Raw genomic sequence first — 22,901 nt, 5'->3', positions numbered from 1 at the left:
CCTCCTTCGGTGGCACTCAAAATGCGGGCCGAGAGGAAACGTTCCAGCGACAAGTCGCTTAGTAAGAAAAAAATATCGTTCGCGATCAAGGGCAACAGGCTCTGTCTCGATCTTCAATCCTCCGAACCTCCCAAAAGCCTGACATATTCAGCTTCCGGCTCGCCATATCCGCCACTGGCCAGCGCGATCAGTCCAGGACGGTCCAGTATGACGACCTCTCCTCGGCGCGACCGGATCAGGGCAAGACCTTCCAATTCTTGGAGGGCGATGGTCACGCCTGGCCGTCTTACGCCCAGCATCGTGGCGAGGAATTCGTGGGTGATGGAAAACTGCCCTCCCACCACGCGGTCATCGCACATCAGCAACCACCGAGCCAGGCGACCCGTCAACTTCAGCCGCGCATTGACAAGCGCAGTACATCCGGTCTGGATTTGTAAGCAATTTACGTACCGCAACAGGAGCAGTCGCAACGTGCGACTGGTCGTTAAAGCCGCGTTGAAGCTGCCTGCGTCGATGCGCATTGCTTCGCCTTCGAGTTGCACGAAGCACGCCTGCGGTGTGCGGTCGTCGGCCATCACCAGCGAATATCCAGCCATCCCCTCATAGCCGATGAACCCGATCTCGGCCTCGTATCCCGTGGACGTGCGCGCGATAACCGACGCAATTCCGCGCTCGATGAAATAAACGGCTTCAATGGGCACGTCGGGCGTCACGAGGGACATTCTCAGCGGCAGCACTACCCGGCGCAAACTTGGCTCAAGCAGCGCAAGGTCCTTGGCGGTCATCCTCCGCAACAGTTCATTTCGGAATCTTGAGGAGGTCTCGCTAGCCAGTGCCTGGCCGGTGACAGTCGTTTTTGGAAGTTCGTAGTTCAATGTACAGCTCCCGCAGGGGCGGGAGCGCGATCGACACTCTCAAGCGCCAGTGCCCGTTTAGTAGCTGGCGACAACACCACTGTACGCTTTCGACAATGGGTTAGCGAGTCATTAGAAACGCTGCATGTATTCTCAGGAGGGGTGGGTACCGAGCGCTAACGCGCCCGACTGGATAGTGACCGAATCCCTTTCAATTCCTGTCGGCCGGCTTGGATCGCATGCGCGAAACCGTCTCGCGCTCGGCGCGCTTGGAGCGCAGCGGCGGCAGGCCGCGGTCGATCAGGTCCATGTCCTCCAGCACCATGTCGCCCATGCGCTTGAAGGCGATGTCGAGCGCGCCGGCGCGGTGGGCCGACCGCAGGAAGCCGGGCAGGGCGCGCACCGGATGGTCCAGCGCCAGCGGCTCTTCTGGGAAGACGTCGCTGGCGGCGACAATATGGCCACTCTTCACTGCCGCTATCAGCGCCGGAAAATCCACCACACCGGCGCGGCTGAGCAGGATGAAGGCGGCGCCCTTGCGCATGCTGGCAAAGGCCTCGGCGCCCAAAAAACCCTGGTTCTCGCTGGTCACCGAAGCCACGACGAAGACGAAGTCGCTGGTCGACAGCACGTCGTCGAGCGAGGCCGGCTCGACGCCATTGTCGATGAGGATCGAGGGTGGCAGCCAGGGATCGAAGACTTTGGTGCGGGTGCGGAAGCCCGACAGCAGCCGGTTCAGCGCGCGGCCGAGATCGCCGAATCCAATGATGCCGACATCGGCGCCCGACAACAGCCGCGCCGTCAGGTTGCCGTCGCCACCCCAAAGTTCCCGACCCTGGCGGAAGGCGAGGTCGGCATCGACGATGTTGCGGGCGAGGTTGAGCGCCATGGCAAGGCCAAGCTCGGCCACCGGCTCGGCGAACACCAGGCCGGTGGTGACAACATGGATACCGCGTTGGAACAGCGTCTCGTAGGGCATGTTGTTGATCAAATTGGTCTCGACATTGAAGACGCAGCGCAGCGCCTTCATCTGTTCCAGCGTCTGCGGCGAGATCGGCGGCTGGCCGATGATGTAGCGGGCCTCGCCGAGCACATCGGCTGGCAGCTTCGCGACGCCTTCGGCCGTCGTCTCGACGATGCGGTAGCGCGTCTTCAAGCGCGCGAGTTGCGGCTGCGTGAAGATGAGTTCGAGCGTGCGCGGTTCCGGCGCGCTGATGACCAGCGGCAAGGTATTGTTTGACATGACGATTCCTCCCGGCGATGATCTGGATCGCGCTCTCTCGGGGGACTGTTACCTTGGATTAAACGATTTACAACCACAAAAAATCGATTTACTCATTCGCAGCGGGCGAGAAATGCGTTTGCCCCGCCTCGGGAAAACAACCAATGGCGCGTAGGCAGGCCCAGCAGCGGCGTCCGTCGATCCACGACGTGGCAAGCCGCGCCGGCGTGTCGGCCGCCACCGTCTCCAAGGTCATGGCCGGCGTCACCACGGTGAAGCCGGAGAATGCGCAGCGCGTCATCGATGCCGTCGAGCTGTTGGGCTACCGCATCGATCCGCTTGCCTCCGACCTGCGCCGGGCCAAGCGCCGCATCATCGGCGCTATCATGCCTGAGTTCGAAAGCGAGTTCTTCGGCCAGATGGTCACGCAGCTCGAGAGCTTCGCCGAGCAGCGCGGCTATACGCTGGTGGCGGCATCGAGCCGCGAATCCGAGGCGCGCGAAACCGAGATCCTGGCCCGCATGCATGACTGGCGGGTGGCAGGCGTGGTGCTGGCGCCGGTGCGCAACGAACATGGTCCGGCTGCCGCATTCATGAAGGCAAACGGCATGACTGGCGTGCTGATCGACCGCGTGCTGTCCGACGACGCCTTCGACACCGTGTCGGCCGACAGTGCGTCCGCTAGCGCTGAGGTCGCGCGCGAGCTGATCGGCAAGGACCATCGCCACATCCTGGTCGTCGGTCTGAGCGAACAGGCGGCGACGGGGCGCGCCCGCCTTGAGGGCTTTCGCGCCGCCGCGCGGGCGCTGGTGCCGGATGTTCGCATCGACGTCGTGCTTGCCGAAGCCGATGTCGAAACGCTGCGGGCGCAATTGCGCGACTATTTTGCAAAAGGCGAACGGCCGACGGCGGTCTATTCGCTGTTCCTCAAGGGCACGCTGGTGGCGCTGTCCGAATTTCGCCGCCGCGGCTGGCACTGCCCCGACGACATTTCGCTTATCGGCTTCGACGACGCCGAATGGATGCAGGTGACATGGCCGGCTATCGCCGCCGTGGTGCAGCCGGTGCGCCAGATCGCCGGCCACGCCATGGAGGCGCTGTTTGCCAGGATCGCGGGCGGGGAGGAGCCGCCGATCGCGCGGCTCGAACCTTGCAAAGTCTTGATGCGGGAATCCGTTGGCTCGCCAAGCTTGTCACAGCCAAAACCGATCTGAGCGAGGCCCCGCGGTCGGGTTTCGATGTCGGGAACGGACTTCAGTCTTGTTCGTTGAAGTGGCAATTCGAGCCAGCAGAACGAAGGAGAGAGTCATGGCCAGCGAAGCCGACCGCGATCCACTGCATCATACCCAGAAGATGCAGGCACGCCTGCAGGACACCATAGATCATCTTCGCGAGGACATCGGCAAGGTGGACGAGCCCAAATTCAAGGCGATGTTCGAAACCGCGGCAGAAGTCCTCGGCGGCCTGAAAAAGGCCTTCAGTGATTACGAACAAAAGAATGAGGCCGCCTGGCGCTGACTCCTGCTGGATGCTGTCGAGTTATTGCATGCCGTCGAAATGGTGGGACGCGCATCGCGCGGGGGCTCTCCGGAAACGCAATCGAGCTGTTTCAGCCTGGCGCTCACTGCTGCTCTAGATGTTGTCGAGCGGGGGGCAGGACGTCCAATCTAGGCTCCTCCGGAATAGCCTCAAGTGCCCGCTTCGGCGAAAAATGTCTGATCTTGCGGCCAACTATCATCAGTCGGCGGGCAGTGTTGTTGCGCAGCCGGCGGATACGCCATCCCAATCCGGCCTCGGTGGAGATTGCCTTGGCGTAGAGGCTGGAGCGCATGGCGGTCGCGTCGGCGGCGATCTTGATCCGGTCGTCGTAGAACGTACAGATCTTATCGACGCCCATGCCGGGCGTTTCCAGCCAAGCGGGGATGTGCGTCGACAGGCGATCGACATCGGTAGCTACCCGGAAGATGCCGTCACCTTGCGCTGGGCATGTCGTGGAGAACGCGTCGCCTATGAAGACGACGCCACTCCGGCGATGGCCACTGGTGGTCGTCAGGCTGACCTGTCTCAATTCGACCGGGCTGGCGACGGCGAAGTTGCCGCATTGCGCTGATATCTCGGGCATCAATTGCAGAAGCATTTGTTGCGGATCCGCGCGAAACGCTTGCGTCCACGCCTCGGCAACGGTCCGGTAGACAAACATGTTTGCCCGCATCCGGTTGCCGATCCGGAAGACGGTAAGAAAGGCAATGCGCTGCCCAATGCGCCTGGGATAGAAGGTGAGGGAACGAGAACCGAATTCCTGCGGAGAGATCGCCAGATCGAATCCGATCGACAGCGAATGCGCCTTCGAATTCTCAACGCGCTCCACCCCGATGGCGCGGCGCACCGCTTCGCTGTAGCCGGTGGCAACAACCAGCAGCCTGGCGTCGATGACGGTGCCGTTGGTGAGCACAAGGCGCTGCCGGTCCGGCCCAGTCGAGACCTCGGCGACCTTGCCCACAGTGAGCGGCACTTCCGGCGGCAGGGCCTCGCGCAGGCCGTTTACCAGCGGGCCGTAGGAGAATCCGAATTCCGAGTCCTGCTTGCGCTTGAAGAACTGTCCGAAGCGGAAGACATGGATGTCGGTCGTCGGAGTGACAAGGGGCCTGATGACGGGACCGAGGCCGATCTTGTCGAATAATTGCATCTGTACCAAGCGGGTTTTCTCGGCCCGGAACTCGTCGTGATGGACGCGGTGCGGATCGATCAACGCCACCTTGCGCCCGGCCTTGCCCAGCACGGTTGCCAAAGTGGTGCCGGCCAGCCCGGCGCCAACGATCGCCACTTCGACTTCGGTTTGGCCAGCCTCTGCGGTACTCATTTCGCTGCCCTTTCCGGTAGCAACTTCAAGATTACAATGCGTTAGAAAGATATCTTCCGGACCCGAATCAACCTCAAGCAACCGAAGCGCGTGTCTGGTAGTAACCAATGTTTAGGTTAATCGCGGACCCGTCGTTTCCAGCGCGGTGCGATCGCCGAACCATCGATGAATTCAAACCCGCCCGCCTCGTTGAGTGTGTGAAGTTTGCGCCCACTCCATAGCGCACCTGGATTTAAGATGGTTTCAACGACCTGCTCCATGCCGATCAAATCAAAGTGAGAAATGCGTGCGATTCCGAGAGCCGCGCCATAGCTCCTGCGGCAGTCCTGGACCGGGCGCAGCAGGTCGTTGCCGCGCTTGACCATGCGGCCGGCTGGCCGCGCCGAGGCGATGTCGATCAGCACGGGATTGTTCGGATGCGGCGTCCAGGGACCGCGAAAATCCGGCGCCGACCATAGATGCAGTGCATCGGAGAAGGCGCCCCCGCCGTCCCTGACGGTGGCGAACATCCACCAGGCGCCGCCATGCTCGACCAGGGTGGCGTCGCTGGCGACGACACCTGATAGAAGCGTCGCCTCCTTGACCCATCCGCCGGGAAAGGCGGTGGCCCGGTAAAGATCGACGGTGCCGTTGGCGCAGCTTTCCGGGACCATCCAGACTTCGCCGTCACGTTCGAAGACGAAGGGGTAGGAGAGGTGGTAGGGCAGGTCGAGCACCGGTTCAGGGTGTCCGATCGGGCCGGCCGGACCGAAGGGCACGGCCGAGATGATGGCCCGGCCCAGCCGGTGGATATAGTCCTCGACGAACAGGGTCAGCTTGCCTTGGTAGAGGATCGGGAATGGGTCGGCATAAAAGCGGCTGCCATCGTCCCGCAACTCTTGCCAGCCCGATGCCGGATGCGCGCGCAGGTCGAACAGATCGCGGCCGTTGGTTTGCCGCCAGCCGACCTTCCAGTGCGGCGCGTTGTAGCAAAGGTGGTAGATCTTCTGGACGATGCGCCGCGCCAGCGCCTTGCCGGCTCTTACGCCAAGCTTGCCGGCCGAGGGCATTGGCGGGGCATTGGGTTGCGCCGGCTCGGGCAGATCAGGCACGGATTTTGCCGTGCCTGTCATTGCAGCGACGATCAGGCTGACGGTGCGCGCCAGCATGTCCTGGAAGGAAGCGAGCGCGATGCCGCCATATTCGGTTCCCAGGCGCCCGGCGGCGATTGCAACGCCGTTCTCCTCGATACGGGCAAGCGGCGTGCGACCGGCGAGGATCAAGGCCAGCAAGGCTGCTTCGCCGCTGGCGCGATCATAGGTGACGCGCCAGACCCGCGTGCCTTCCAATTCGACATCGCCGCAGAGGTCCACAACCAGGTCGGGCGAAGCGGGCGCCTGCGTCCGGTAGGGAGCTAGTGCTGAAAACGGCACACGCTTCGCCAGCCCATCATGGGACAGCCCGTGTATCGCCGTTTCGAGTTGAAACAGCGCCGCGGCGCTGCGCGGGATGCCGCCGCCCGCAGGCTTGGCGTCGACGGACAGTTCGACATCGTCAAGTGCTGCGAGGCGTTCCAGCAGTGCGATGTGAAAGGCGCGGACGCAGTCGCCGTCCAGGCGCAGGCTTACCTGCATGTTGGCGGCCCGACAAGGTCGCCAATCCGGTCAAACTGTAGCCCCATCCAGTACATCTCCGCTCGCTGCGTAGCCAACACCCAGGTATGTATATTTTTAAGCAAACCGCGTGCCAAAATTCACACGACTTCTCAACATAATTAACAATCTTTTAACAGTTGGAGGAATAGCTAGCTTAGCGCCGCAATCTGAGCTTGCGGACTGATAGAGTATTGTCGGAGGCAGCCATGCAATCATCCCTGCCCATGGTTCCTCAGCAAAGCTCTCCGGATGCGGGACGGTCCGCGGGATCATATGCGGCTTCGACTGTCGAACTGGGCGATTTGAAGCGCATCCTGGTGCGCCGCCGGTTCTGGATTTTCGGCACCGTCGCGCTGCTGACGCTGGTAGCTCTGCTCTACGGCCTTCTAACGCCAGCGCTTTATAGTTCGGCGGCGGAAATCCTCATCGATCCGCAGGACCTGCAGGTCGTCACCAATGACGTCAATCCGAGCCGCATCTCACCCGACGGAGGCATCACGCAGGTCGAGAGCCAGGTCAGCGTGGTCCAGTCGACAGGCGTGCTGATGCGGGCGATCGCTGCGACAAACCTGACGCAGGATCCCGAATTCAACGGGCAGGGCTTGCTGTCGGGCCTGCTCGGTTCGGGATCGGCCGAAGGCGACAGGTCGGCGCAGACGCTCGACGCGCTACGCCGACGCCTGGCGGTGAAGCGGGCCGACAAGGTGCTGGTCCTCGACGTCATCGTCACCGCCAAGAGCGCCGACAAGGCCGCCCTTCTGGCCAATGCCATCGCCCAGGCCTATCTGGTCGACAAGGCCAGCGCGCGAGCGCAAATGGCCAAGGACGCTTCCGTGTCCATCACCGCGCGGCTGGACGAGCAGCGCAAACGCGTCCAGCAAGCCGAAAACGCCGTCGAGGCCTACAAGTCGGCCAACAATATGGTGATGGCGGCAGGCAATCTGGTCAGCGACCAGGAGCTCACCGAGATCAACACGCAGCTTTCGGCGGCGCAGAGCCGCACGGCGGCGCTGAAGGCGCAGGTCGACCAGATGCGCCGCAAGAGCGGTACGGCGGACGCAACCTCGGAAGCGATGCGCTCGGCGGTGATCTCGAGCCTGCGGGCCCAAGAGGCGACGCTGGTCGACCAGGTCTCCCAGCTTGGCACCGAACTGGGGCCGCGTCATCCCTCGCTGATCGCAGCCCAGCAGCAGCTGCGCGACACGCGCCAGCTCATTGCGCGCGAGCTCGGCCGCATCGCCACCGCCACAGAGACCGACTACGAACGGGCGCTGGCCAACCAGCAGGCGCTGGAAGCCAAGGTCGCCGGTATGAAGAGCAAGTCGCTCGACACCGACCAGGCCTCCGTGCGGCTGCGCGAGCTGCAGCGCGATCTCGAGGCGGTGCGGTCCGTCTATGCGAACTATCTCCAGCGCGCGCAGGAGACACGCGAGCAGATCAATGTCGACAGCACAAATGCGCGTATCATCTCCAGCGCCATCCCGGCCCTGAAGAAGAGCTGGCCGCCTTTCTCGCTGCTGTTGTTCGGCGCGATCTTCGGCGGCCTGGGGCTCGGCACCGGTCTGGCGCTGATCGCCGAATATGTCTCGCCGACGGTGCTTTCCAGCGCGCAGATGCAGTCGGCCATCGAGGCGCCGGTGCTGGGCGTGGTGCCGGCAAAGCCAGGCCGTCGCAGGTGGCTGTTCGGCGGGAGTGCGGCCGTCTCCAGCCAGAAGACCGATGCCGTCGTCGGCCTCGCGCTGAGACGCATGTTCAGTTCGGGCCAGCGGCCGCCGGACTGGCCGCTGGTACCGTCCATCCTGGTGACATCGTCGCCGGGCGAAGGCGCGCAGCGCAGCCGGGTGGCGCGATTGCTGGCCAATGTCGCGGCATCCAGGGGCAGCCGCGTGCTGTTCATCGATGCCGATGGCAGCGGCGGCCAGAAGGATCCGCAGCCGGGGGTCCTCGACGTGCTGCGCGGCGAGTATGCGTTCGAGGCCGTCAGTCACTACGCGGCCGGCAGCAACGTTGCGGTATTGGGTAGAGGCCGTTCAAAGGCGGCCTTCCAGGAAGCGCATGGCATCTACTACGCGCAGCAAATGCTGGCCCACGCCAGCCGGAGCTTCGAGCTCGTCGTCATCGACGGCGGCGCGCTGGCCGACAATCTCAATGCCTCGCCGCTGGTTGCCATGGTCGACGAGATCGTGCTCGTCGCCACTCTGAACGCCACGCCGATGCGCGACGTTACCGCGACGTCGCAGGCCGTTTCCGTCATGGGGCGGTTGCCAACGGCCGCCTTGCTGGTCGACGAGGCGGCCTGAGATGGCCATCCCTTGGGCCACCCCTTGGGCCACCAGTTGGAGCGGAAGCGCTTCGAACCATGGTGCTGCCGCGCGACGCGCCGGCGTATCGGTCGATGCGCTGACGCGCTTCGGGCTGATCGCAACGGTTGCGATTCTGTTCGGCGTCTCGGGCGGCATGCTGTGGCTGGTGGGCTACAATTACGACGGCCTGTTCGGCAACCCGGCGACCAAGATCCACCCGTCCACCTATCTCCTTGTGCTCATGTTTGCCTGGCGCTCCTGCACATCAGGCAATCCGGTCGGCTATATCGTCCATATCGCCGACAGGCGGCCGGCCAGCGCGCTGATGGCCGCCATCTCGATCCTGCTGCTGTTCGTCGTCATCGCCAGGCAGCGTCCTGGCATGGCCGGCATGATCGATACGTTCGTGGCCGCGGCACTTCTGGTGCTGATACTCAGCGAGGACGACGAACGAACATTCGCCGGGCTGCAGACCGTCATTCACGTGGTCATGACGGCGAATGCGTTGCTTGCCCTTTTCGAGTTCGCGACCAAGACGCTGCTTTTCCCCTATCGCCTCGACGGCGTGGCGTTTACCACCGATCTGCGCTCGAGCGCGCTGCAGGGTCATCCGCTTGCCAATGCCATGGTGACAGCGATCTACGTGCTTGCGCTGCTCTCCGGCGCCAGATCCCTATCTATGCCTGTGCGGATAGGGTTGATCGGCCTCCAATGCGCGGCACTCGTCGCCTTCGGAGGCCGCACGGCTATGGTGACGACGATCGTGCTCGGCGGCTTCTATCTGCTTTTTCAGGGCATCACCAAATTGCGCCGGGGCCGCGTCAACCTGCTGGGTGCAGCACTGGGCTTCATGCTTGCCGCGCTGTTGCCGGTCGTCATCGTCGTGGCGGCATATTATGGCTTTTTCGACGCGCTGCTGGAGCGCTTCGTGTCGGACAGCGGCAGCGCCAATGCCCGCGTCGAGATGTTCGAGCTCTTCAAGTATCTGGAATGGCGCGATCTGATCGTTGGGCCGGATGTCGAACTGGTCGACAGCCTGCGCCGCATCAACGGTCTCGAACAGGGCATCGAGAACCCGATCATCCGCACGATCGTCTACCAGGGCGCCTTCTTCACCCTTTTGCTGACGTTTGGCTTCGTGCTGTTCTTGTTTGAGGTGGCGCGGCGCTGCCATCCCGGCATCTGGCTGCCGATGCTGGGCTGGATCATCCTGATCAACACCTCGGAAAGCGTCGCCTCGAAGACGACGCTGCTGACGAAGTTCGTGGTGCTGGCTTTGGTGCTGTACCGGCCGGCAAAGGCGATGGTGAGACCGGTCAGTCCGCCGGCATGGCCAGGCCAAGCGCCGCGATGATATCAGGGTCCAGCGCCCGCGTGGTGTCATCCATCATCCCCATGCCGTCGAAGAGATCCCAGAACGCCCAGCCAAAACCGAACGCCTCGGCGCTCTGCCTGACGTCGGCGATGTAGCGTGCCCGGTCCGGATTGGGTGCGGCGACATAGCGGGCGTCGGTGCGCAGCGCGCCGAACTCGCCCATGACGATGCGTTCCGGCGCTAGACCGTGGCCGTCGGCCCAGGCGCGAACCTCGCCAAGATATTTGTCGACGAACCAGCGGTCGGGACGGGCGTCGAAATAGACTTTCAGTACCCGCTCGGTTTCGGCATAGGCGGCCTGCTTGGCGTCTTCAGGGGTTTCGGTGTCCTGCGCCATGCGCGCCCTGACCGACGCCAGCGTCTGTTCCAACGAGCCGGCGGATGCCGGCCATGGCACATTGTTGAGCGACCGGTAGACGGGCTCGCGCATCCACGGCGCGCCTTGATGGCTGAACAGATAGGGCTCGTAGAAATGGAAGGTGAACAGGATCGGCTCGAACCGTGACAGCGGCGCCGGATCGAGAGCGGTCAGTCCGCTCACCATCGAGCCGCAACCGCCGGTGACGACCAGCGGCAGGGTTGCTGCCGAAGACCTTGCCGCGGTCAGAAGAGCGAGTTGGATCTGCGACCAGACGTTCGACGCGCAGGCCTGCGTCGGCTCGTTGACCGGCTCGAGCGCTATCCTGCCGGGTTGGAGCCGCTCGAGCCTGCCAGCAAGCTCGCTCACCAGCCCGCGATAGAGATCGAAGGCGGGTGCCGCGGTGCTGGAGATCATGCGGTCGGGGTTCCAGTAATGGGTGGCGCCATTGGCCTGGACGTTGACGATGATGCCGAGATCGGCATCGAGCGTGGCGGTGACGGCCGCGTCCAGCATGTCCAGCAACTGGCCGCGCGTGGCGGTGTCGGCGGCCAGGAAGGGACCGGGATCGACCGGCAAACGGATGAAATCGAGCCCGGTCCTGCGCAGCCGACCAAGGTCGTCTGGGGTCGGCACCGGCCGCTGCGACTGGAAGGGCGGCCAGTCATAGTCGGTCCGCGGTGCGGGAAATTCGCGCGTCAGGGAGAACCACGGCCAGGCGTTGACGCCGCGCCGGAACTGCGGCGCGTCGGCGGCGCGAGCGGTAGGTAGGATCGGGAGCGAGCCAAGGGCGGCCGCCGTGGACAGCGCCGTCCGCAGCACCCGCCGGCGCGACCAGCCTGTCATGCGGTGCCGGCTGATGCGCGATTGGTCGCGATGGCGTCTGGGGCCGTGACACCGAGAAGCCGATAGGCTTCATTTTCATAAGCAGTCAGGACATCGTCCCAGCGGAAGGCTTCGCGGGCGCGCGCCCTCGCTGCATTGCCGCAGTTGCGGACCAGATCGTCATCGTCCAGCGCCTGCTGCATCCGTTCGGCGCAACTGTCCTTGTCGGTGAAGTAGATTGCCGCCGCACCCGCGGTCCACCTGTTATAGGGATTGTCGTGCGCGATCACCATGTTGCCTGCGGCCAGCGCCTCGACCAGCGACGGGTTGGTGCCGCCCACCGTGTGGCCATGCAGATAGGCGCGTGCGTGGTACCTCAGCGCCTTGACGGTCGCTTGGTCGTAAATGGCGCCCGGCAGAACCACCGAGTCGTTCGCCGCCTTGCGGATGGCGACATGATAGGGGATGTCGTCGGACAGCGTTCCCAGCACCACCAGCTTCATGTCGCGCTTGGCGGAGCAAAAGGCTCCGACGATCGGCAGTATGTTGTTGTCTGGCTCGATGCGCGCGATCGAGACCAGATAGCGCCCGGGCTCCAGGCCGAGCGCACGGACCGGCGCTTCCGGTGCCGATGTCACCGGATCGGCGCCATAGGCGATGGTGGCGATGGCACTGCGTGGCCGGCGCGTCGCCAGGTGATCGGCGATGGCGGGATGATCGGCCACCAGCCGATGCGAGGCCCAGGCGCCGATCCACTCGTTGAGCCAGAACCAGGCGCGTGCCGCCATGCCCCATTTGGGGCGCCGCCACTCGATGCCGTCCATGTTGGTGAAGATCTTGCGCCGCTTCAGCCTGAGCCAGGTCAGGAACATTGCGCCATTGTAGCCGAGTACGAGGCAGACGCCCTGCCGCCCGGCGGCGTCGCGGACGCATTGCCAGTCGAATTCCAAAGTCGCACGCGGCCCTTTGGAGGCAACCTGGATGTGGATGAGTTCGATGCCGCGCCAGGTTTCGCTGCGCACCCGCTGGTCGATCCGCTCGACCTCGTCCTGGCAATAGACGGCGACCTTCCAGCCTCGCGCGACAAGAAACAGTGCCAGTCTTTCGGCAAAGGTTTCAAAGCCGCCATGGGCCGCGGGTATGCCGCGGGTCCCCAGGATCAGAATAGCAGGCGTCTCTGGTTTCATGGCCGGCGGCACTTTCAGGTCGTCTTCTACATATCAGTAATTGCTGAATTTTTAGGAAACAGACGGCAACTTCCGTGCCGTCTCCCTGTTTCAGCGTTCCCAGGGGGCGATCATCGCGCTGGGTTGTAAAAAAACGGTGTTGGACCCGGTGGTTGTTTCATTCTCGGTCAACTCTTCTGTGCTTAGCTGTATCGAGACGAAGCAGTGCCAGGGTCGTGCGGCCGGTAGTCGGCCTGCCGAGCCCGGCATGATTCTTGCGGAAATGCCTCTGCACATATCGTCCAGCGCGATGGTTGTAGCACCTGGCGGGAAACAAAGATGCGGATTGCCTGCGTTCATCAGGGCTATGAACTCTATGGTTCGGACCGCAGCTTCGCGGAGAGCGTTGCTGCGTTGCGCTCGGCGTTTCCGTCGGCCGACATCGAGGTGGTTCTGCCGCGCGGTGGACCGATCGTGCAAATTTTGGAAGCCCATGCCAGCCGGATCGTCTTCGAACCGCTCTGGGTGCTGAGACGTCAGGCGATAGCGCGCCTTGCGACGGTAGAGATGGCTCGATTGCCGGTTGCCGTGTTCAGGGCGTACCGGCGTCTCAGGGATTGCGACCTGGTTTACGTCAACACCTCGATCGTAGCCGACTATGCGTTGGCCGCGCGCCTTCTTCCCCGCAAGGCCGTCCTGCATATCCATGAGATTCCCGAAGGCACCATGCGCAGGATACTCGTCGGCCTGATGCACTGGAGCCATGCGGATCTGATCTTCAATTCGCGCGCAACGCGCGCCGCGTTCGGCGAACACAAGGCCGTGCGAACGCATGTCGTCTACAACGGTGTCGCCGGGCCGGCGGCGGTCGAGCCGACGACCTATGATGGCAAGCGCCCGTTGCGCGTGCTGCTGCTCGGCCGCATCAACAGGATCAAGGGGCAGGAGGTGCTGCTGGAGGCGATTGCCGCGATGCCGCCGGCTCTGCAGGCGAGGATCGAAGTGCGGCTGGTCGGCGGAGCCTTCGAAAGTACCGAGCGCGAGCGCGCGTTGGCCGAACTGGTCGAGACCATGGGTCTCACCGGGCGCGTCGGCGTCTTGCCTTTCGTGCCTGACCCTTCGGAGCACTACCGCTGGGCCGATATCGTCACCGTGCCGTCGCGGCGTCCGGAATCGCTGGGGCGCGTCGCCATCGAGGCGATGGCCTATGGCCGCCCGCCACTGGTATCGGCGATCGGCGGGCTGGTGGAAGTGGTCAGCGACGGCGAGACCGGCTGGCATGTTCCGCCTGGCGACGCAGGAGCTCTTGCCGTGAAATTGCAGGAGATCATCCTGCGACCCCAGGCCTGGCGTAGGTTCGTCGCAGCCGGCCGCAAGCGTTACGAGACGATCTTCAGTGAGCCGGTCGCCGCGGCCGCGATCGCGGCGCTCGCCGCCGACAAGCTGAGAACGACCATGGCGAGGCCGGGCCGGGCGCGGGCAGCCCGCGAAGCGGAGACAAGGCCGTGACGTTTGCGTTCCCGAGCCATCTGGTTCGACGGCTCGTGCTGATGATCGGCGGCGAGGCGATGCAGAGCGGCTTTCATTTTGCCCTCAACATCGCGCTCTTGCACTTGCTGTCGGCGCAGGGCTACGGCCTCTTCGCCATTGCCATGGTGATGGGCGGCGTCGGCTTGTCCTACATCAGGTCGCTCACCGCCGTTCCCGCCAGCATATGGATGAGCAAAAGCACCAACAGCGCCGGCGTCGACGCCCATGACGTGGCCTTCGGAACGGCGGCGCTGATCGTGGCGTTGCTGATGGCCGTCGGCACGGCAATCTTGATGCATCTGCTTGGCGATCCAAGCGGAATTGCCGCAGGCTGCTTCGTCGGCGCGTGGTCGCTGCGCAGCCATATGCGCACGGCATTCTTCGCGCGTCGCCAGCAGGTGGTCGTTTCCATCAGCGATGCGGCTTTTACTATGGTCGGCACCTTCCTGACAGGGCTGACGATCTGGCTGGCCCAAGAGCCGCTGCAGATGGTGTTCTATGCACTTGCCGTGGCAAATGTGTTCGGCATTTTCGTCCTGGTTCGGCTGGCTCGGCGCACACTTCGCGTCAGCTTCCGTATGCCGACGCGACGACGTTATATCAGGCTCTGGCACCAGCTGCGCTGGTCGGCATTCAGCGCGACCACAACCAACATCCAGGGTCAATGTCTGGCGCTGCTGGTCGCGGGCATTGCCGGGCCTGCCGCCTATGCACCGCTGGCGGCGGTCCTGGTGCTGTTTGCGCCGCTGCGCATCATCAGTCTTGCTTTCGTAAACATGACGCAGCCAGAACTGGCGAGGCTGATGCGGAACCACGAAACAGGCCGTGTTTGGGCGCAGGCAAAGATGTGGGCGATCGTCATGGGGCTCGGCGGCCTGGTTTATGGGTGCGCGATCATGTTCGTCCTGCCGACAATAAAATCCCAGGCCCTCCAGGATGCCTCGGTCGGCTTCATCGGGTTTTTCGTGATCGCGAATTTTGTCCCGATCATGCTCTACATCATGCCCCGCATCGTGCTTGAAATACTCGGCGATTTCCGGATCGTTGCGTTCACCACGATGGGCGGTGCGGTCGTCGGGCTAGTACTGATCGCGATCCTGCTGGCGATTGCGTCTCCGCCATGGGCGTTGGTGGGTTCAGCCGTCTCCGAGACCTTCGTGCTCGCGGCATCATGGTATTTTGCGCATCACCGCATATGGAATCTCGAGCATCCAGATGAGGCGCGTTACAGCCGATTGGGTTCGTGGCGGCGGGCAGTCCCGTTCGCAACGGCAAAACGATAGGAGAAGATATGGCAGGCCAGGCAGCGCAAAGTGCTGCGGCGACCGGCTTGTCCGAAGGGCAGGCTTCCAGTCCCGTAACCGTCGCCAACGATGCCTACACAGCGCGGCTGCACGCCAGCCTCGAAGCGGTCAAACCACTCTGGCTTCAATGCCAGGCAGATGGTGTTTGCACCGCCCATCAGCATTACGCGTGGGTCGAGGAGGTCGCCAAGCGGCTGATGCCCGCAGGCGCCGAACTGCTGGTCGTTGAGGTGGCTGACGCCGGAACCGGCGACCTTAAAATGCTCATGCCGCTGATGCGGAGTTCGAGGTTCGGACATCGGGTGATAGAATGGCTGAGCTGCGATGTCTGCGATTATTCAGCGCCGCTTTTGGCGGACGCGAGCCCATGGACCAGCCAGGGTGCCGAAGCGGCATGGGCGGCGGTGCGGTCCGTCCTGCCGCCGGCGGATCGGATCCTTATCAGGGGAATTCCGCGCCAGCTGTACGGCGTGGCCAATCCATTGGCGATGCTGGCGGCCTCCCGCGATTCCAACCAGATCACATCCGGCCTCGTCCTGGACGGCGACCCGGAAACTCTGATCAAGCGCAATGGCAGGCCGTCCTTTGTCAAAACCTTCAACAAGGATTGGCGCCGGCTTGAGCGGCACGGCCTGACGGATCTGGTCGAGGCCGACACGCCGGCCCTGGTGTCGACTATCTTCGCGACGCTTGTCGAGATGCGGCTCAAGCGCTTTCGCCGATTGGGGCGTTTCGACCTGCTGGCCCAGCCGGCGGTTGTCGATTTCTATCGAGATGCCGCCCTTCAGGGCCTGTCAGACGGATCGGTGCGGGTCTTCGGATTGCGTACCGGTGAGGATTGGGTCGCCGCGCAGTACACGCTGGTCCGACGAGGCACCTTGCACACGCTCGTGATCGGGATAGACCAGGACCTGGTGGGCAACGTCTCGGCCGGCATTTTGATCATGGGTCGGTTGATGGTATGGGCGCGCCAGAAGGGCTTCGACTATTTCGACCTTTCGGTGGGTGGGCAGTCCTACAAGGATCAGTTCGGCGCCGAGGGTTCCGTTCTGGCCGAGATCGACGAAACGCCGACGCTGCTCGGCAAGAGCGTGGCGGCCGTCGCTTCGCTTCGCGGACGGGCCGAGCGCACGGTGCGATCCAATCCGCGGCTGTTCACGACCGTTCAAAGCCTGGTGCGCGGCCTGCGCCGATTGAAGCCCTGAGGGCGGCTACCCCTGCAAACTCTTTGTTTGACGCACTCCGGACCGACCGTCTTACACTTCACATCGCCTCTGAATCGAAAAGCAGCATCATCGCATCGTCGTCTTTAGGTGCGTATATGCGCCGGTCAATGGCGCAGGCCTTGCCGATCTCGCTGGCAAAGGCGATGCGAATGGCCTCCAGACTGTCGAAATAGAGGGTCGCCACGATGTAGGGCACCTCGCCCGGCGATAGGTTCACGATCGGCTGCTTGCTGACGTCGTAGCGCCGCAGGCCGGGAAGCTGCTTTGCGAGCGGCAGGTGGATATCGAAATAGTGACGGTCGAAGGCCGCCGGATCGGCGGGGGTTTTGTAGATGACAAGCATCTTGGCCATGCTGGGACTCCTTGTTATCTGGCGTGATCAACGCCGCGATGTCCGTCGGCGCCGCACCAATGTCGTTCGCTGGGAGCGGATTTCGACAGCGGCGGAGTTTTTCGCAGGACCAATAGCTTTGCGCCGGCGCCATGATCGTTCGCCATTTATGGCGGCCGGTGCAAGCATGGCTCCGGCATCGTCGCGCCGGGTGGGCAAGCGCCGCTTGCCAAGGGGAAAACCCATCGCCGCATTTCGCGGTTGATCCAGGTCAAAGCGGGTCGGGGTCGATGCGCTTATCTGATCTCCTGTCTTGGGAAGGACGCAAGGCGGGTGGGCGGTCCCTGTCGGCAGCTGAAGACAGCTCCAATAAGGGCCGCCCGTAACCCATGGCGAAAAGTTCGCCGCGTTGCGTTCGTGCCTAGCGCCAACGCCTGAAATTGACAGGACTGCGCGTCTCCGTCATCCTTGAGGCCAGTCGCCAGGCTGCGGAAGCGGCCGCGTTAAGTGTCAGGGCGACCGAGGGCAGCGTCATGTTCAGTCCCGTCATCGGCCAGAACTCCAAGCGCGCAGCAGTTCGCAAGGCGCTCGATCGCCACAAGGTCTACATCACCGCGCAGAGCTTCTCCGCCGGCACATACCAGGCCCGCGTTCTGGTCGACGGCGAGGCTTATTGGGTCGATGAATTCCGGTTGAGCCAGCTGCAGCAGGGGCTGTCACCGGCGGAACTGGAACTTGTACCGGCCACCGACGATTGAGAGCGTGACTTCCATCCGTTCGCACCGCGCCGGGAAATCCGAAATGCTGGTGGGACAGCACCCCCCTCTGTCCTGCCGGACATCTCCCCCGCAAGGGGGGAGATCGGCAGCTTTGCCGCCCCCCAAGCTCACAACCTACCGCGCCAAACGCGAATTCTCGAAGACGCCGGAACCGGCCGGTGGGCTCATTGCCAGCGAAGGCAACCGCTTCGTCGTCCACAAGCATCACGCCACTGCAGATCACTACGATCTGCGCCTGCAGGTCGGCGATGTGCTGAAGAGCTGGGCGGTGCCGCGCGGGCCTTCGCTCAATCCGGCCGACAAGCGCCTGGCGGTCGAGACCGAGGATCATCCGCTCGAATATATCGACTTCGAGGGTGTCATCCCCGAGGGCGAGTACGGCGGCGGGCCGATGATCGTCTGGGACACTGGCACCTGGGCGCCGATGGACGACGTCGAGAAGAGTTTCAAGACCGGTGCCTTCAAGTTCCGTTTGGCCGGCGAGAAGCTCAATGGCGGCTGGATGCTGACCAGGCTGAAGCCGAAACCCGGCGACGACCCGAGCAAGAAAAACTGGCTGCTGTTCAAGGAGCGTGACCTCGCTTCCGACACCGCGCTCGACATTCTCACAGCGCGGCCCGAAAGCGTCAAATCCGGGAAACGCATCGAGGAGCTCGTGGCGCCAGCGAAACCGGCCGCCAAACCCGCACCCAAGCAGGGTTCGCTGAAGCCGGGCGCGCTGCCAGGCGCGTTCAAGGCCCCGGCACTCAGCCGCATCGAACCGCAACTGGCAACGCAGGTGCCAAAACCACCGGATGGCGAGGGCACCAAAGAGGCCTGGGTCCACGAGATCAAATTCGACGGCTACCGCACCATGGCGCATGTCGCTGAGGGTGTGGTCAGGCTGATCACCCGTGGCGGCATCGACTGGACGAAACGCTACGGCGACTTGGCCAGCGCCTTCGCCAAGCTGCCATGCCGCGATGCCATCATCGACGGCGAGATCGTCGTGCTCGACGCCAAGGGCATCAGCCGGTTCGCGCTTTTGCAGGACGCGCTGGCTGTGGGCGCCGGCAGCAAGCTGCACTTCTACGCCTTCGACCTTCTACATCTCGACGGCTGGGACCTTACCAAGGCGCCGCTGATCCGGCGCAAGGCGCTGTTGGCGCAATTGCTGTCCGGCCTCGGCGCCAATTCCGCCATCCAGTTCTCCGACCACGTCGAGGGCTCCGGGCAGGGGCTCTACGACCAGGCGTCGGAACTCGGGCTGGAGGGTATCGTATCCAAGCGCGCCACCGCAACCTATCAGAGTGGCCGCACCAAGAGCTGGACCAAGACCAAGGCACTGCAAAGCGATGACTTCGTCATTGCCGGCTACACCACATCGGATGCGGCCGAAGGTCTTGCAGCCCTCGGCCTTGCCGAATTCGAGGACGGTGAATTGCACTATCGCGGCAAGGTCGGCACCGGCTTCGATGCCGGCACCGCCGCTGAATTGCTCGCCAGGCTGGAGCCGCTCACGGCAGGAGCGAGGGCGCCGGAGGGGGCGCCGCGCGAAATCATGCGCGAGATGAACTGGGTGAAGCCGCTGCTCTCGGCCCGCATCCACTACGCCAACCGCACTTCGGACAATGCGTTGCGCCACGCGGTTTTTCGGGGCTTGCGCGATGTCGGCCTGTCGACGCCGGTGTCGTCAACACGCAAGCGATTGATCTCGGAAGCTGATCTCGCCACCATCTGGGTGACCAACCCGACGCGGCGGCTGTTCGGCAAGACCGGCCCGACAAAGCTCGACATCGCCGTCTATTACGCGCTGGTCGGCGACTTCATGCTGCCGCACATTCTCGGGCGGCCGGTGTCGCTGGTGCGCTGCCCGACCGGCCTGCCGAAGGACTGTTTCTTCCAGCGTCATGCCTTTACCGGCATGCCGCCCTCGGTGGTGACGTTCGAGGCGACCAACTCCGAGGGCGAGACCAAATCCTACCTCTCGGTCGAAGGCGCAAAAGGCTATCTGGCGCTGGCGCAGTTCGGCGTCGTCGAATTCCACACCTGGGGCACCCACCGCACCAGCCTCGACAGGCCCGACCAGATCGTTTTCGACCTCGATCCCGGCGAGGGGATTTCGTGGCGCGAGGTGATCGAGGCCGCCGTGCACATCAAAGGCGAGCTGGAGGGGCTGGGGCTGGTGCCCTTCGCCAAGACCTCCGGCGGCAGCGGCATCCACATCACCGTGCCGGTGACGGGCAAGCAGAACTGGAAGAAGCTGCACCAGGCGACCAGCGCCATAGCCACGCATCTGGCCGCCACCGCGCCCGACACCTTCACCACCACCATGGGCAAGGACAACCGCAAAAGCGCATCTTCATCGACTATCACCGCAACGCGCGCGGCCACACCTCGGCGGCGCCCTATTCGCTGCGCGCCCGCACCAATCTGCCGGCCTCGACACCGGTGAGCTGGAGCGACCTCGAATCCATCGATGCGCCGCAGGACCTGAATTATTCCTCGCTGCCGGGACTGCTGGCGACGTCGGGGGATCCATGGGCGGAGATTGACGAGTTCGCGCGGGATTTGCCTACCTTGAAGAACTAAGTTCCTCGCCCCCATGAAATGGGGGAGAGGTGTCCGCGAAGCGGACGGAGAGGGGGGCGGCGCCAGCGGTTGAAGATGGCTTCTCTGATCCAGCTTGGGATAGGGTTGCGCCATTCCCCCTCTCCGTCTCGGCTTCGCCGAGCCACCTCTCCCCCATTTCATGGGGGCGAGGAACCCAGGTCCGGCGAAGCCGAGCCCAGAGTCCATCGACGCTTCCGACAATTTGAATTATTCTCCACTCACGACCACAAAGACGTACCGGAACATTTCGTCAGGAATTTCCCTGTATCGTGCGGGGTCGGTGTAGGATTTCCGCAGCCTCGTTCGTCCTTCGGACGAAAAGCGCTGCAGAGAGTATGATCCCGAAAAGTGGGAACCGGTTTTCGGATAAGATCATGCTCAAGCTAAAAAGTCAGTGCATGACCGCGTAGGAGTGTTTCATGGCGCCCAGGGCAAGTTGGAAAGGTTACCTCAAACTCAGTCTGGTCAGCTGTCCGGTGCGACTATACCCCGCCACCAGTGCCAGCGAACGCATCTCGTTCAACCAGCTGCACAAGACGACCCATAACCGCATCAATATGAAGCCGGTCGACCCCGAACTCGGGCTCGTCGAGCGTTCTGACCTGGTCAAGGGTTACGAATACGAGGACAAGCAGTACATCATCATCGATGATGCCGACCTCGACGCGGTGCGCATCGAATCCAACCACACGATGAACATCGAGGCTTTCGTCGATGAGGGCGAGGTCGACGTCATCTATCAGGACGCGCCGTACTATCTGGCGCCCGATGGCGCGATGGCGGAAGAGACCTTCGCCGTGCTGCGCGAAGCCATGCGCAAATCCGGCAAGCTGGCGATCGCCCGCCTTGTGCTGTCCAGCAGGGAACGCGTGGTGACGATCGGCGCGCGCGAGAACGGCATGTTCGTGTGCACGTTGAGGAACCCGAACGAAGTGCGTGGCACGGCTGAATATTTTGGCAACATCCCGGCCGGCAAGCCCGATCCGGAAATGCTGCAGCTCGCCGAAGCCCTGATCAAGCAGAAGGAAACCACCTTCGATCCGAAGAACTACGAGGACCGCTATGAGATCGCCCTGATGGCGATGATCCGCGAGAAGCTGAAGGGCCACAAGCCGATCATCGCGGCGGCACCCGAGCGCGGCAATGTCATCAATCTGATGGATGCGCTGAAGGCGAGCCTTTCGCAATCGAAGCCGCCGGCCAAGTCGAAGAGCAAGGCCGACGAGGTTGCCAAGCCCGCCGCCAGGAAGGCGGCAGCGGGCGGCGCTGCTGAAAATCCGCTGAAGGCCAATCTGCTGAAGGCGGTCGGCAAGAGCAAGAAATGACGGCACCGGCCGTCCCGAGGGCCGTCTTCGGCACTGTCGGCGCGCTGGCGGCGTTTCCGCTCAGGCTGGCCGCGCGCGAAGTGGAACGCCAGCACGGCCAGTTGCGGCGTGGTATTACCCGGCGCACGACCCATGTCGTGTTCGGCCGCACGCTGCTCCCCAAGGCTGGATTGACGAAGAACGGCGACTCCGAGATCGAGCGCCGCGTCGCCGCCGAGCGCACAGCCGGGCGCGTACTCCTCAGCGAGAACGGTTTCCTGCGGCTACTCGGGCTGATGAAGGCGCCGGAAGCATCTTCGCTGTCGCGTCAATCGCTGATCGAGCAATCGCGGCTATCGGGCGCCGACCTCGACCTGCTCAGCCTGTTCGATGCGTTCGAGCATGACGCAGAACCGTACTCCTTCCGCGACCTGATCCTGGCGCGCAAATATGCCGGGCTCATCGCCGGTGGTGCGACATGGGGCGCGATCGCGCGCTCCGTCCATCGTTCCGGCCCGGTCGCTTCGCTCACCGCCAAGTCGCTCAATGTCGGCTCGCAGCACGGGCGCGCGGATGCGATCTACCTTGAGGACGGCCAGAGCGAACTCGACGGGCAGTTGCTGTTCGATCTCGGGACGGCCGGGGCGGAGGGCGACGACACGCTGGAAGAGCTGTTCGCCGAGGCCGAAGCGGCGGAGGAGGGGGGCGACCATGACGGGGCGGCCGCACTCTACCAGCGCTGCCTGACCATCGATCCGAGTGACGCGATTGCAGCCTTCAACCGCGCCAACTGCCTGCGCGCCGGCGGCCACGCGGCGGACGCCGCACACGATTATGCCCGGGCGATAAAGCTTGATCCGGCTTTCGTCGAGGCGTGGTTCAACCTCGCCGGACTGATGAGCGAGCAAGGCCGCGAGGCTTCGGCGCGAAGGCATTTGCAGAAGGCAATCGCACTGGACAAGACCTATGCCGATCCGGTGTTCAACCTGGCGAGGCTGGAATTCGACGCCGGCAATTTGCTGGAGGCGCGTAGGCTGTGGGTGCGATATCTCGACCTCGATGCAGATTCGGAATGGGCTGGGGTGGCGGCCAAAGGCGTGCAGTTCGTGGATATGCAGCTGGCGCGGACGGCGGGGTGAGTGGAATTTATGCTGGCGCTTGAACACCCCCCTCGGGGGGGGGGGCGGGGCGCCAACCCCCGGGGGCGGGGGGGGGCGGGGGCCGGGAGGGGGAATAAT

General features: G+C 63.6%; 17 protein-coding genes and 1 pseudogene. 11 read left to right on the top strand and 7 right to left on the bottom strand.

The features are described from left to right. Window positions 1-113: 113 nt before the first annotated feature. Both NKI20_RS20565 and NKI20_RS20560 read right to left on the bottom strand, forming a co-directional pair. Window positions 114-833 carry a Crp/Fnr family transcriptional regulator gene (locus tag NKI20_RS20565; protein ID WP_502898143.1) on the bottom strand — a complete coding sequence of 240 codons (720 nt, stop codon included), beginning with the start codon at window positions 831-833 and terminating at the stop codon, window positions 114-116. Window positions 834-1,065: 232 nt separating this feature from the next. Next, window positions 1,066-2,097 carry a hydroxyacid dehydrogenase gene (locus NKI20_RS20560; RefSeq protein WP_352833626.1) on the bottom strand — a complete coding sequence of 344 codons (1,032 nt, stop codon included), beginning with the start codon at window positions 2,095-2,097 and terminating at the stop codon, window positions 1,066-1,068. A gap of 143 nt (window positions 2,098-2,240) precedes the next feature. Between NKI20_RS20560 and NKI20_RS20555 the strand changes: the two genes are divergently transcribed. Both NKI20_RS20555 and NKI20_RS20550 read left to right on the top strand, forming a co-directional pair. Beyond that, window positions 2,241-3,290 carry a LacI family DNA-binding transcriptional regulator gene (locus NKI20_RS20555; RefSeq protein ID WP_352833623.1) on the top strand — a complete coding sequence of 350 codons (1,050 nt, stop codon included), beginning with the start codon at window positions 2,241-2,243 and terminating at the stop codon, window positions 3,288-3,290. 94 nt (window positions 3,291-3,384) lie between these two features. After that, window positions 3,385-3,594 carry a hypothetical protein gene (locus NKI20_RS20550; protein WP_352608685.1) on the top strand — a complete coding sequence of 70 codons (210 nt, stop codon included), beginning with the start codon at window positions 3,385-3,387 and terminating at the stop codon, window positions 3,592-3,594. A gap of 103 nt (window positions 3,595-3,697) precedes the next feature. On the opposite strand, the gene NKI20_RS20545 is transcribed toward NKI20_RS20550, so the two are convergent. Both NKI20_RS20545 and NKI20_RS20540 read right to left on the bottom strand, forming a co-directional pair. Then, complete coding sequence (locus NKI20_RS20545) at window positions 3,698-4,936, bottom strand: FAD-dependent oxidoreductase (RefSeq protein WP_352833620.1); 1,239 nt, start codon at window positions 4,934-4,936, stop codon at window positions 3,698-3,700. 116 nt (window positions 4,937-5,052) lie between these two features. Next, window positions 5,053-6,549, bottom strand: a complete 1,497-nt coding sequence (locus tag NKI20_RS20540; protein ID WP_352833617.1) for a glucosamine inositolphosphorylceramide transferase family protein — start codon at window positions 6,547-6,549, stop codon at window positions 5,053-5,055. A 227-nt stretch (window positions 6,550-6,776) separates the two neighbouring features. On the opposite strand from NKI20_RS20540, the gene NKI20_RS20535 reads away from it, so the two are divergent. Both NKI20_RS20535 and NKI20_RS20530 read left to right on the top strand, forming a co-directional pair. Next, window positions 6,777-8,870 (top strand): GumC family protein, encoded by a 2,094-nt coding sequence (locus NKI20_RS20535; RefSeq protein WP_352833614.1) that lies wholly within the window; start codon window positions 6,777-6,779, stop codon window positions 8,868-8,870. 1 nt (window position 8,871) lies between these two features. Beyond that, entirely contained in the window at window positions 8,872-10,227 is a 1,356-nt protein-coding gene (locus NKI20_RS20530) for a VpsF family polysaccharide biosynthesis protein (protein WP_352833611.1), read from the top strand. Here the strand turns inward: NKI20_RS20530 and NKI20_RS20525 are convergent. After that, entirely contained in the window at window positions 10,190-11,452 is a 1,263-nt protein-coding gene (locus NKI20_RS20525; protein ID WP_352833607.1) for a glycoside hydrolase family 5 protein, read from the bottom strand. The two genes, NKI20_RS20530 and NKI20_RS20525, sit on opposite strands and share 38 nt — an antisense overlap. Beyond that, a complete protein-coding gene (locus tag NKI20_RS20520) occupies window positions 11,449-12,618 on the bottom strand; it encodes a DUF1972 domain-containing protein (RefSeq protein WP_352833604.1) in 1,170 nt (389 codons plus the stop codon). The genes NKI20_RS20525 and NKI20_RS20520 overlap by 4 nt, the downstream gene beginning before the upstream one ends. Before the next feature lie 318 nt (window positions 12,619-12,936). Here NKI20_RS20520 and NKI20_RS20515 point away from each other — a divergent pair, with 318 nt between their 5' ends. Genes NKI20_RS20515 through NKI20_RS20505 form a run of 3 tightly spaced genes read left to right on the top strand, consistent with a single transcriptional unit; the run spans window position 12,937 to window position 16,636 of the window. Next, a complete protein-coding gene (locus NKI20_RS20515; protein WP_352833601.1) occupies window positions 12,937-14,106 on the top strand; it encodes a glycosyltransferase in 1,170 nt (389 codons plus the stop codon). Next, window positions 14,103-15,410 (top strand): lipopolysaccharide biosynthesis protein, encoded by a 1,308-nt coding sequence (locus tag NKI20_RS20510; RefSeq protein WP_352833598.1) that lies wholly within the window; start codon window positions 14,103-14,105, stop codon window positions 15,408-15,410. The genes NKI20_RS20515 and NKI20_RS20510 overlap by 4 nt, the downstream gene beginning before the upstream one ends. A gap of 8 nt (window positions 15,411-15,418) precedes the next feature. Beyond that, window positions 15,419-16,636 carry a GNAT family N-acetyltransferase gene (locus tag NKI20_RS20505; protein ID WP_352833595.1) on the top strand — a complete coding sequence of 406 codons (1,218 nt, stop codon included), beginning with the start codon at window positions 15,419-15,421 and terminating at the stop codon, window positions 16,634-16,636. Between the two features lie 58 nt (window positions 16,637-16,694). Here the strand turns inward: NKI20_RS20505 and NKI20_RS20500 are convergent, their stop codons facing one another. Next, a complete protein-coding gene (locus tag NKI20_RS20500; protein ID WP_352833592.1) occupies window positions 16,695-17,009 on the bottom strand; it encodes an EthD family reductase in 315 nt (104 codons plus the stop codon). A gap of 512 nt (window positions 17,010-17,521) precedes the next feature. Between NKI20_RS20500 and NKI20_RS20495 the strand changes: the two genes are divergently transcribed. The 4 genes and pseudogenes from NKI20_RS20495 (at window position 17,522) to NKI20_RS20480 (ending at window position 22,802) form a co-directional block, all read left to right on the top strand. Further along, window positions 17,522-17,746: a hypothetical protein gene (locus NKI20_RS20495; protein ID WP_031260456.1), complete on the top strand. Its 225-nt coding sequence runs from the start codon at window positions 17,522-17,524 to the stop codon at window positions 17,744-17,746. Window positions 17,747-17,858: 112 nt separating this feature from the next. Then, window positions 17,859-20,338: pseudogene (ligD, locus tag NKI20_RS20490) on the top strand (DNA ligase D). 440 nt (window positions 20,339-20,778) lie between these two features. Continuing rightward, window positions 20,779-21,684, top strand: coding sequence for a non-homologous end joining protein Ku (gene ku / locus NKI20_RS20485; RefSeq protein ID WP_352833588.1), 906 nt, complete (start codon window positions 20,779-20,781; stop codon window positions 21,682-21,684). Beyond that, complete coding sequence (locus NKI20_RS20480; RefSeq protein ID WP_023760092.1) at window positions 21,681-22,802, top strand: tetratricopeptide repeat protein; 1,122 nt, start codon at window positions 21,681-21,683, stop codon at window positions 22,800-22,802. Before ku ends, NKI20_RS20480 begins: the two co-directional genes overlap by 4 nt. Window positions 22,803-22,901: the final 99 nt, after the last annotated feature.

Origin of the sequence: Mesorhizobium sp. M0830, assembly GCF_040319965.1 — a bacterium.
Taxonomy (GTDB): domain Bacteria; phylum Pseudomonadota; class Alphaproteobacteria; order Rhizobiales; family Rhizobiaceae; genus Mesorhizobium.
This window is presented reverse-complemented; position numbering and strand designations above follow the sequence as displayed.

Excerpts from the sequence above, each read along its gene's own strand:
- NKI20_RS20495 (WP_031260456.1), top strand. The coding sequence starts at position 17,522 with ATGTTCAGTCCCGTCATCGGCCAGAACTCCAAGCGCGCAGCAGTTCGC.
- NKI20_RS20530 (WP_352833611.1), top strand. The coding sequence starts at position 8,872 with ATGGCCATCCCTTGGGCCACCCCTTGGGCCACCAGTTGGAGCGGAAGC.
- NKI20_RS20560 (WP_352833626.1), bottom strand. The coding sequence starts at position 2,097 with ATGTCAAACAATACCTTGCCGCTGGTCATCAGCGCGCCGGAACCGCGC.
- NKI20_RS20540 (WP_352833617.1), bottom strand. The coding sequence starts at position 6,549 with ATGCAGGTAAGCCTGCGCCTGGACGGCGACTGCGTCCGCGCCTTTCAC.
- NKI20_RS20555 (WP_352833623.1), top strand. The coding sequence starts at position 2,241 with ATGGCGCGTAGGCAGGCCCAGCAGCGGCGTCCGTCGATCCACGACGTG.
- NKI20_RS20500 (WP_352833592.1), bottom strand. The coding sequence starts at position 17,009 with ATGGCCAAGATGCTTGTCATCTACAAAACCCCCGCCGATCCGGCGGCC.
- NKI20_RS20520 (WP_352833604.1), bottom strand. The coding sequence starts at position 12,618 with ATGAAACCAGAGACGCCTGCTATTCTGATCCTGGGGACCCGCGGCATA.
- NKI20_RS20505 (WP_352833595.1), top strand. The coding sequence starts at position 15,419 with ATGGCAGGCCAGGCAGCGCAAAGTGCTGCGGCGACCGGCTTGTCCGAA.
- NKI20_RS20525 (WP_352833607.1), bottom strand. The coding sequence starts at position 11,452 with ATGACAGGCTGGTCGCGCCGGCGGGTGCTGCGGACGGCGCTGTCCACG.
- NKI20_RS20480 (WP_023760092.1), top strand. The coding sequence starts at position 21,681 with ATGACGGCACCGGCCGTCCCGAGGGCCGTCTTCGGCACTGTCGGCGCG.
- NKI20_RS20535 (WP_352833614.1), top strand. The coding sequence starts at position 6,777 with ATGCAATCATCCCTGCCCATGGTTCCTCAGCAAAGCTCTCCGGATGCG.
- NKI20_RS20550 (WP_352608685.1), top strand. The coding sequence starts at position 3,385 with ATGGCCAGCGAAGCCGACCGCGATCCACTGCATCATACCCAGAAGATG.
- NKI20_RS20545 (WP_352833620.1), bottom strand. The coding sequence starts at position 4,936 with ATGAGTACCGCAGAGGCTGGCCAAACCGAAGTCGAAGTGGCGATCGTT.
- ku (WP_352833588.1), top strand. The coding sequence starts at position 20,779 with ATGGCGCCCAGGGCAAGTTGGAAAGGTTACCTCAAACTCAGTCTGGTC.
- NKI20_RS20515 (WP_352833601.1), top strand. The coding sequence starts at position 12,937 with ATGCGGATTGCCTGCGTTCATCAGGGCTATGAACTCTATGGTTCGGAC.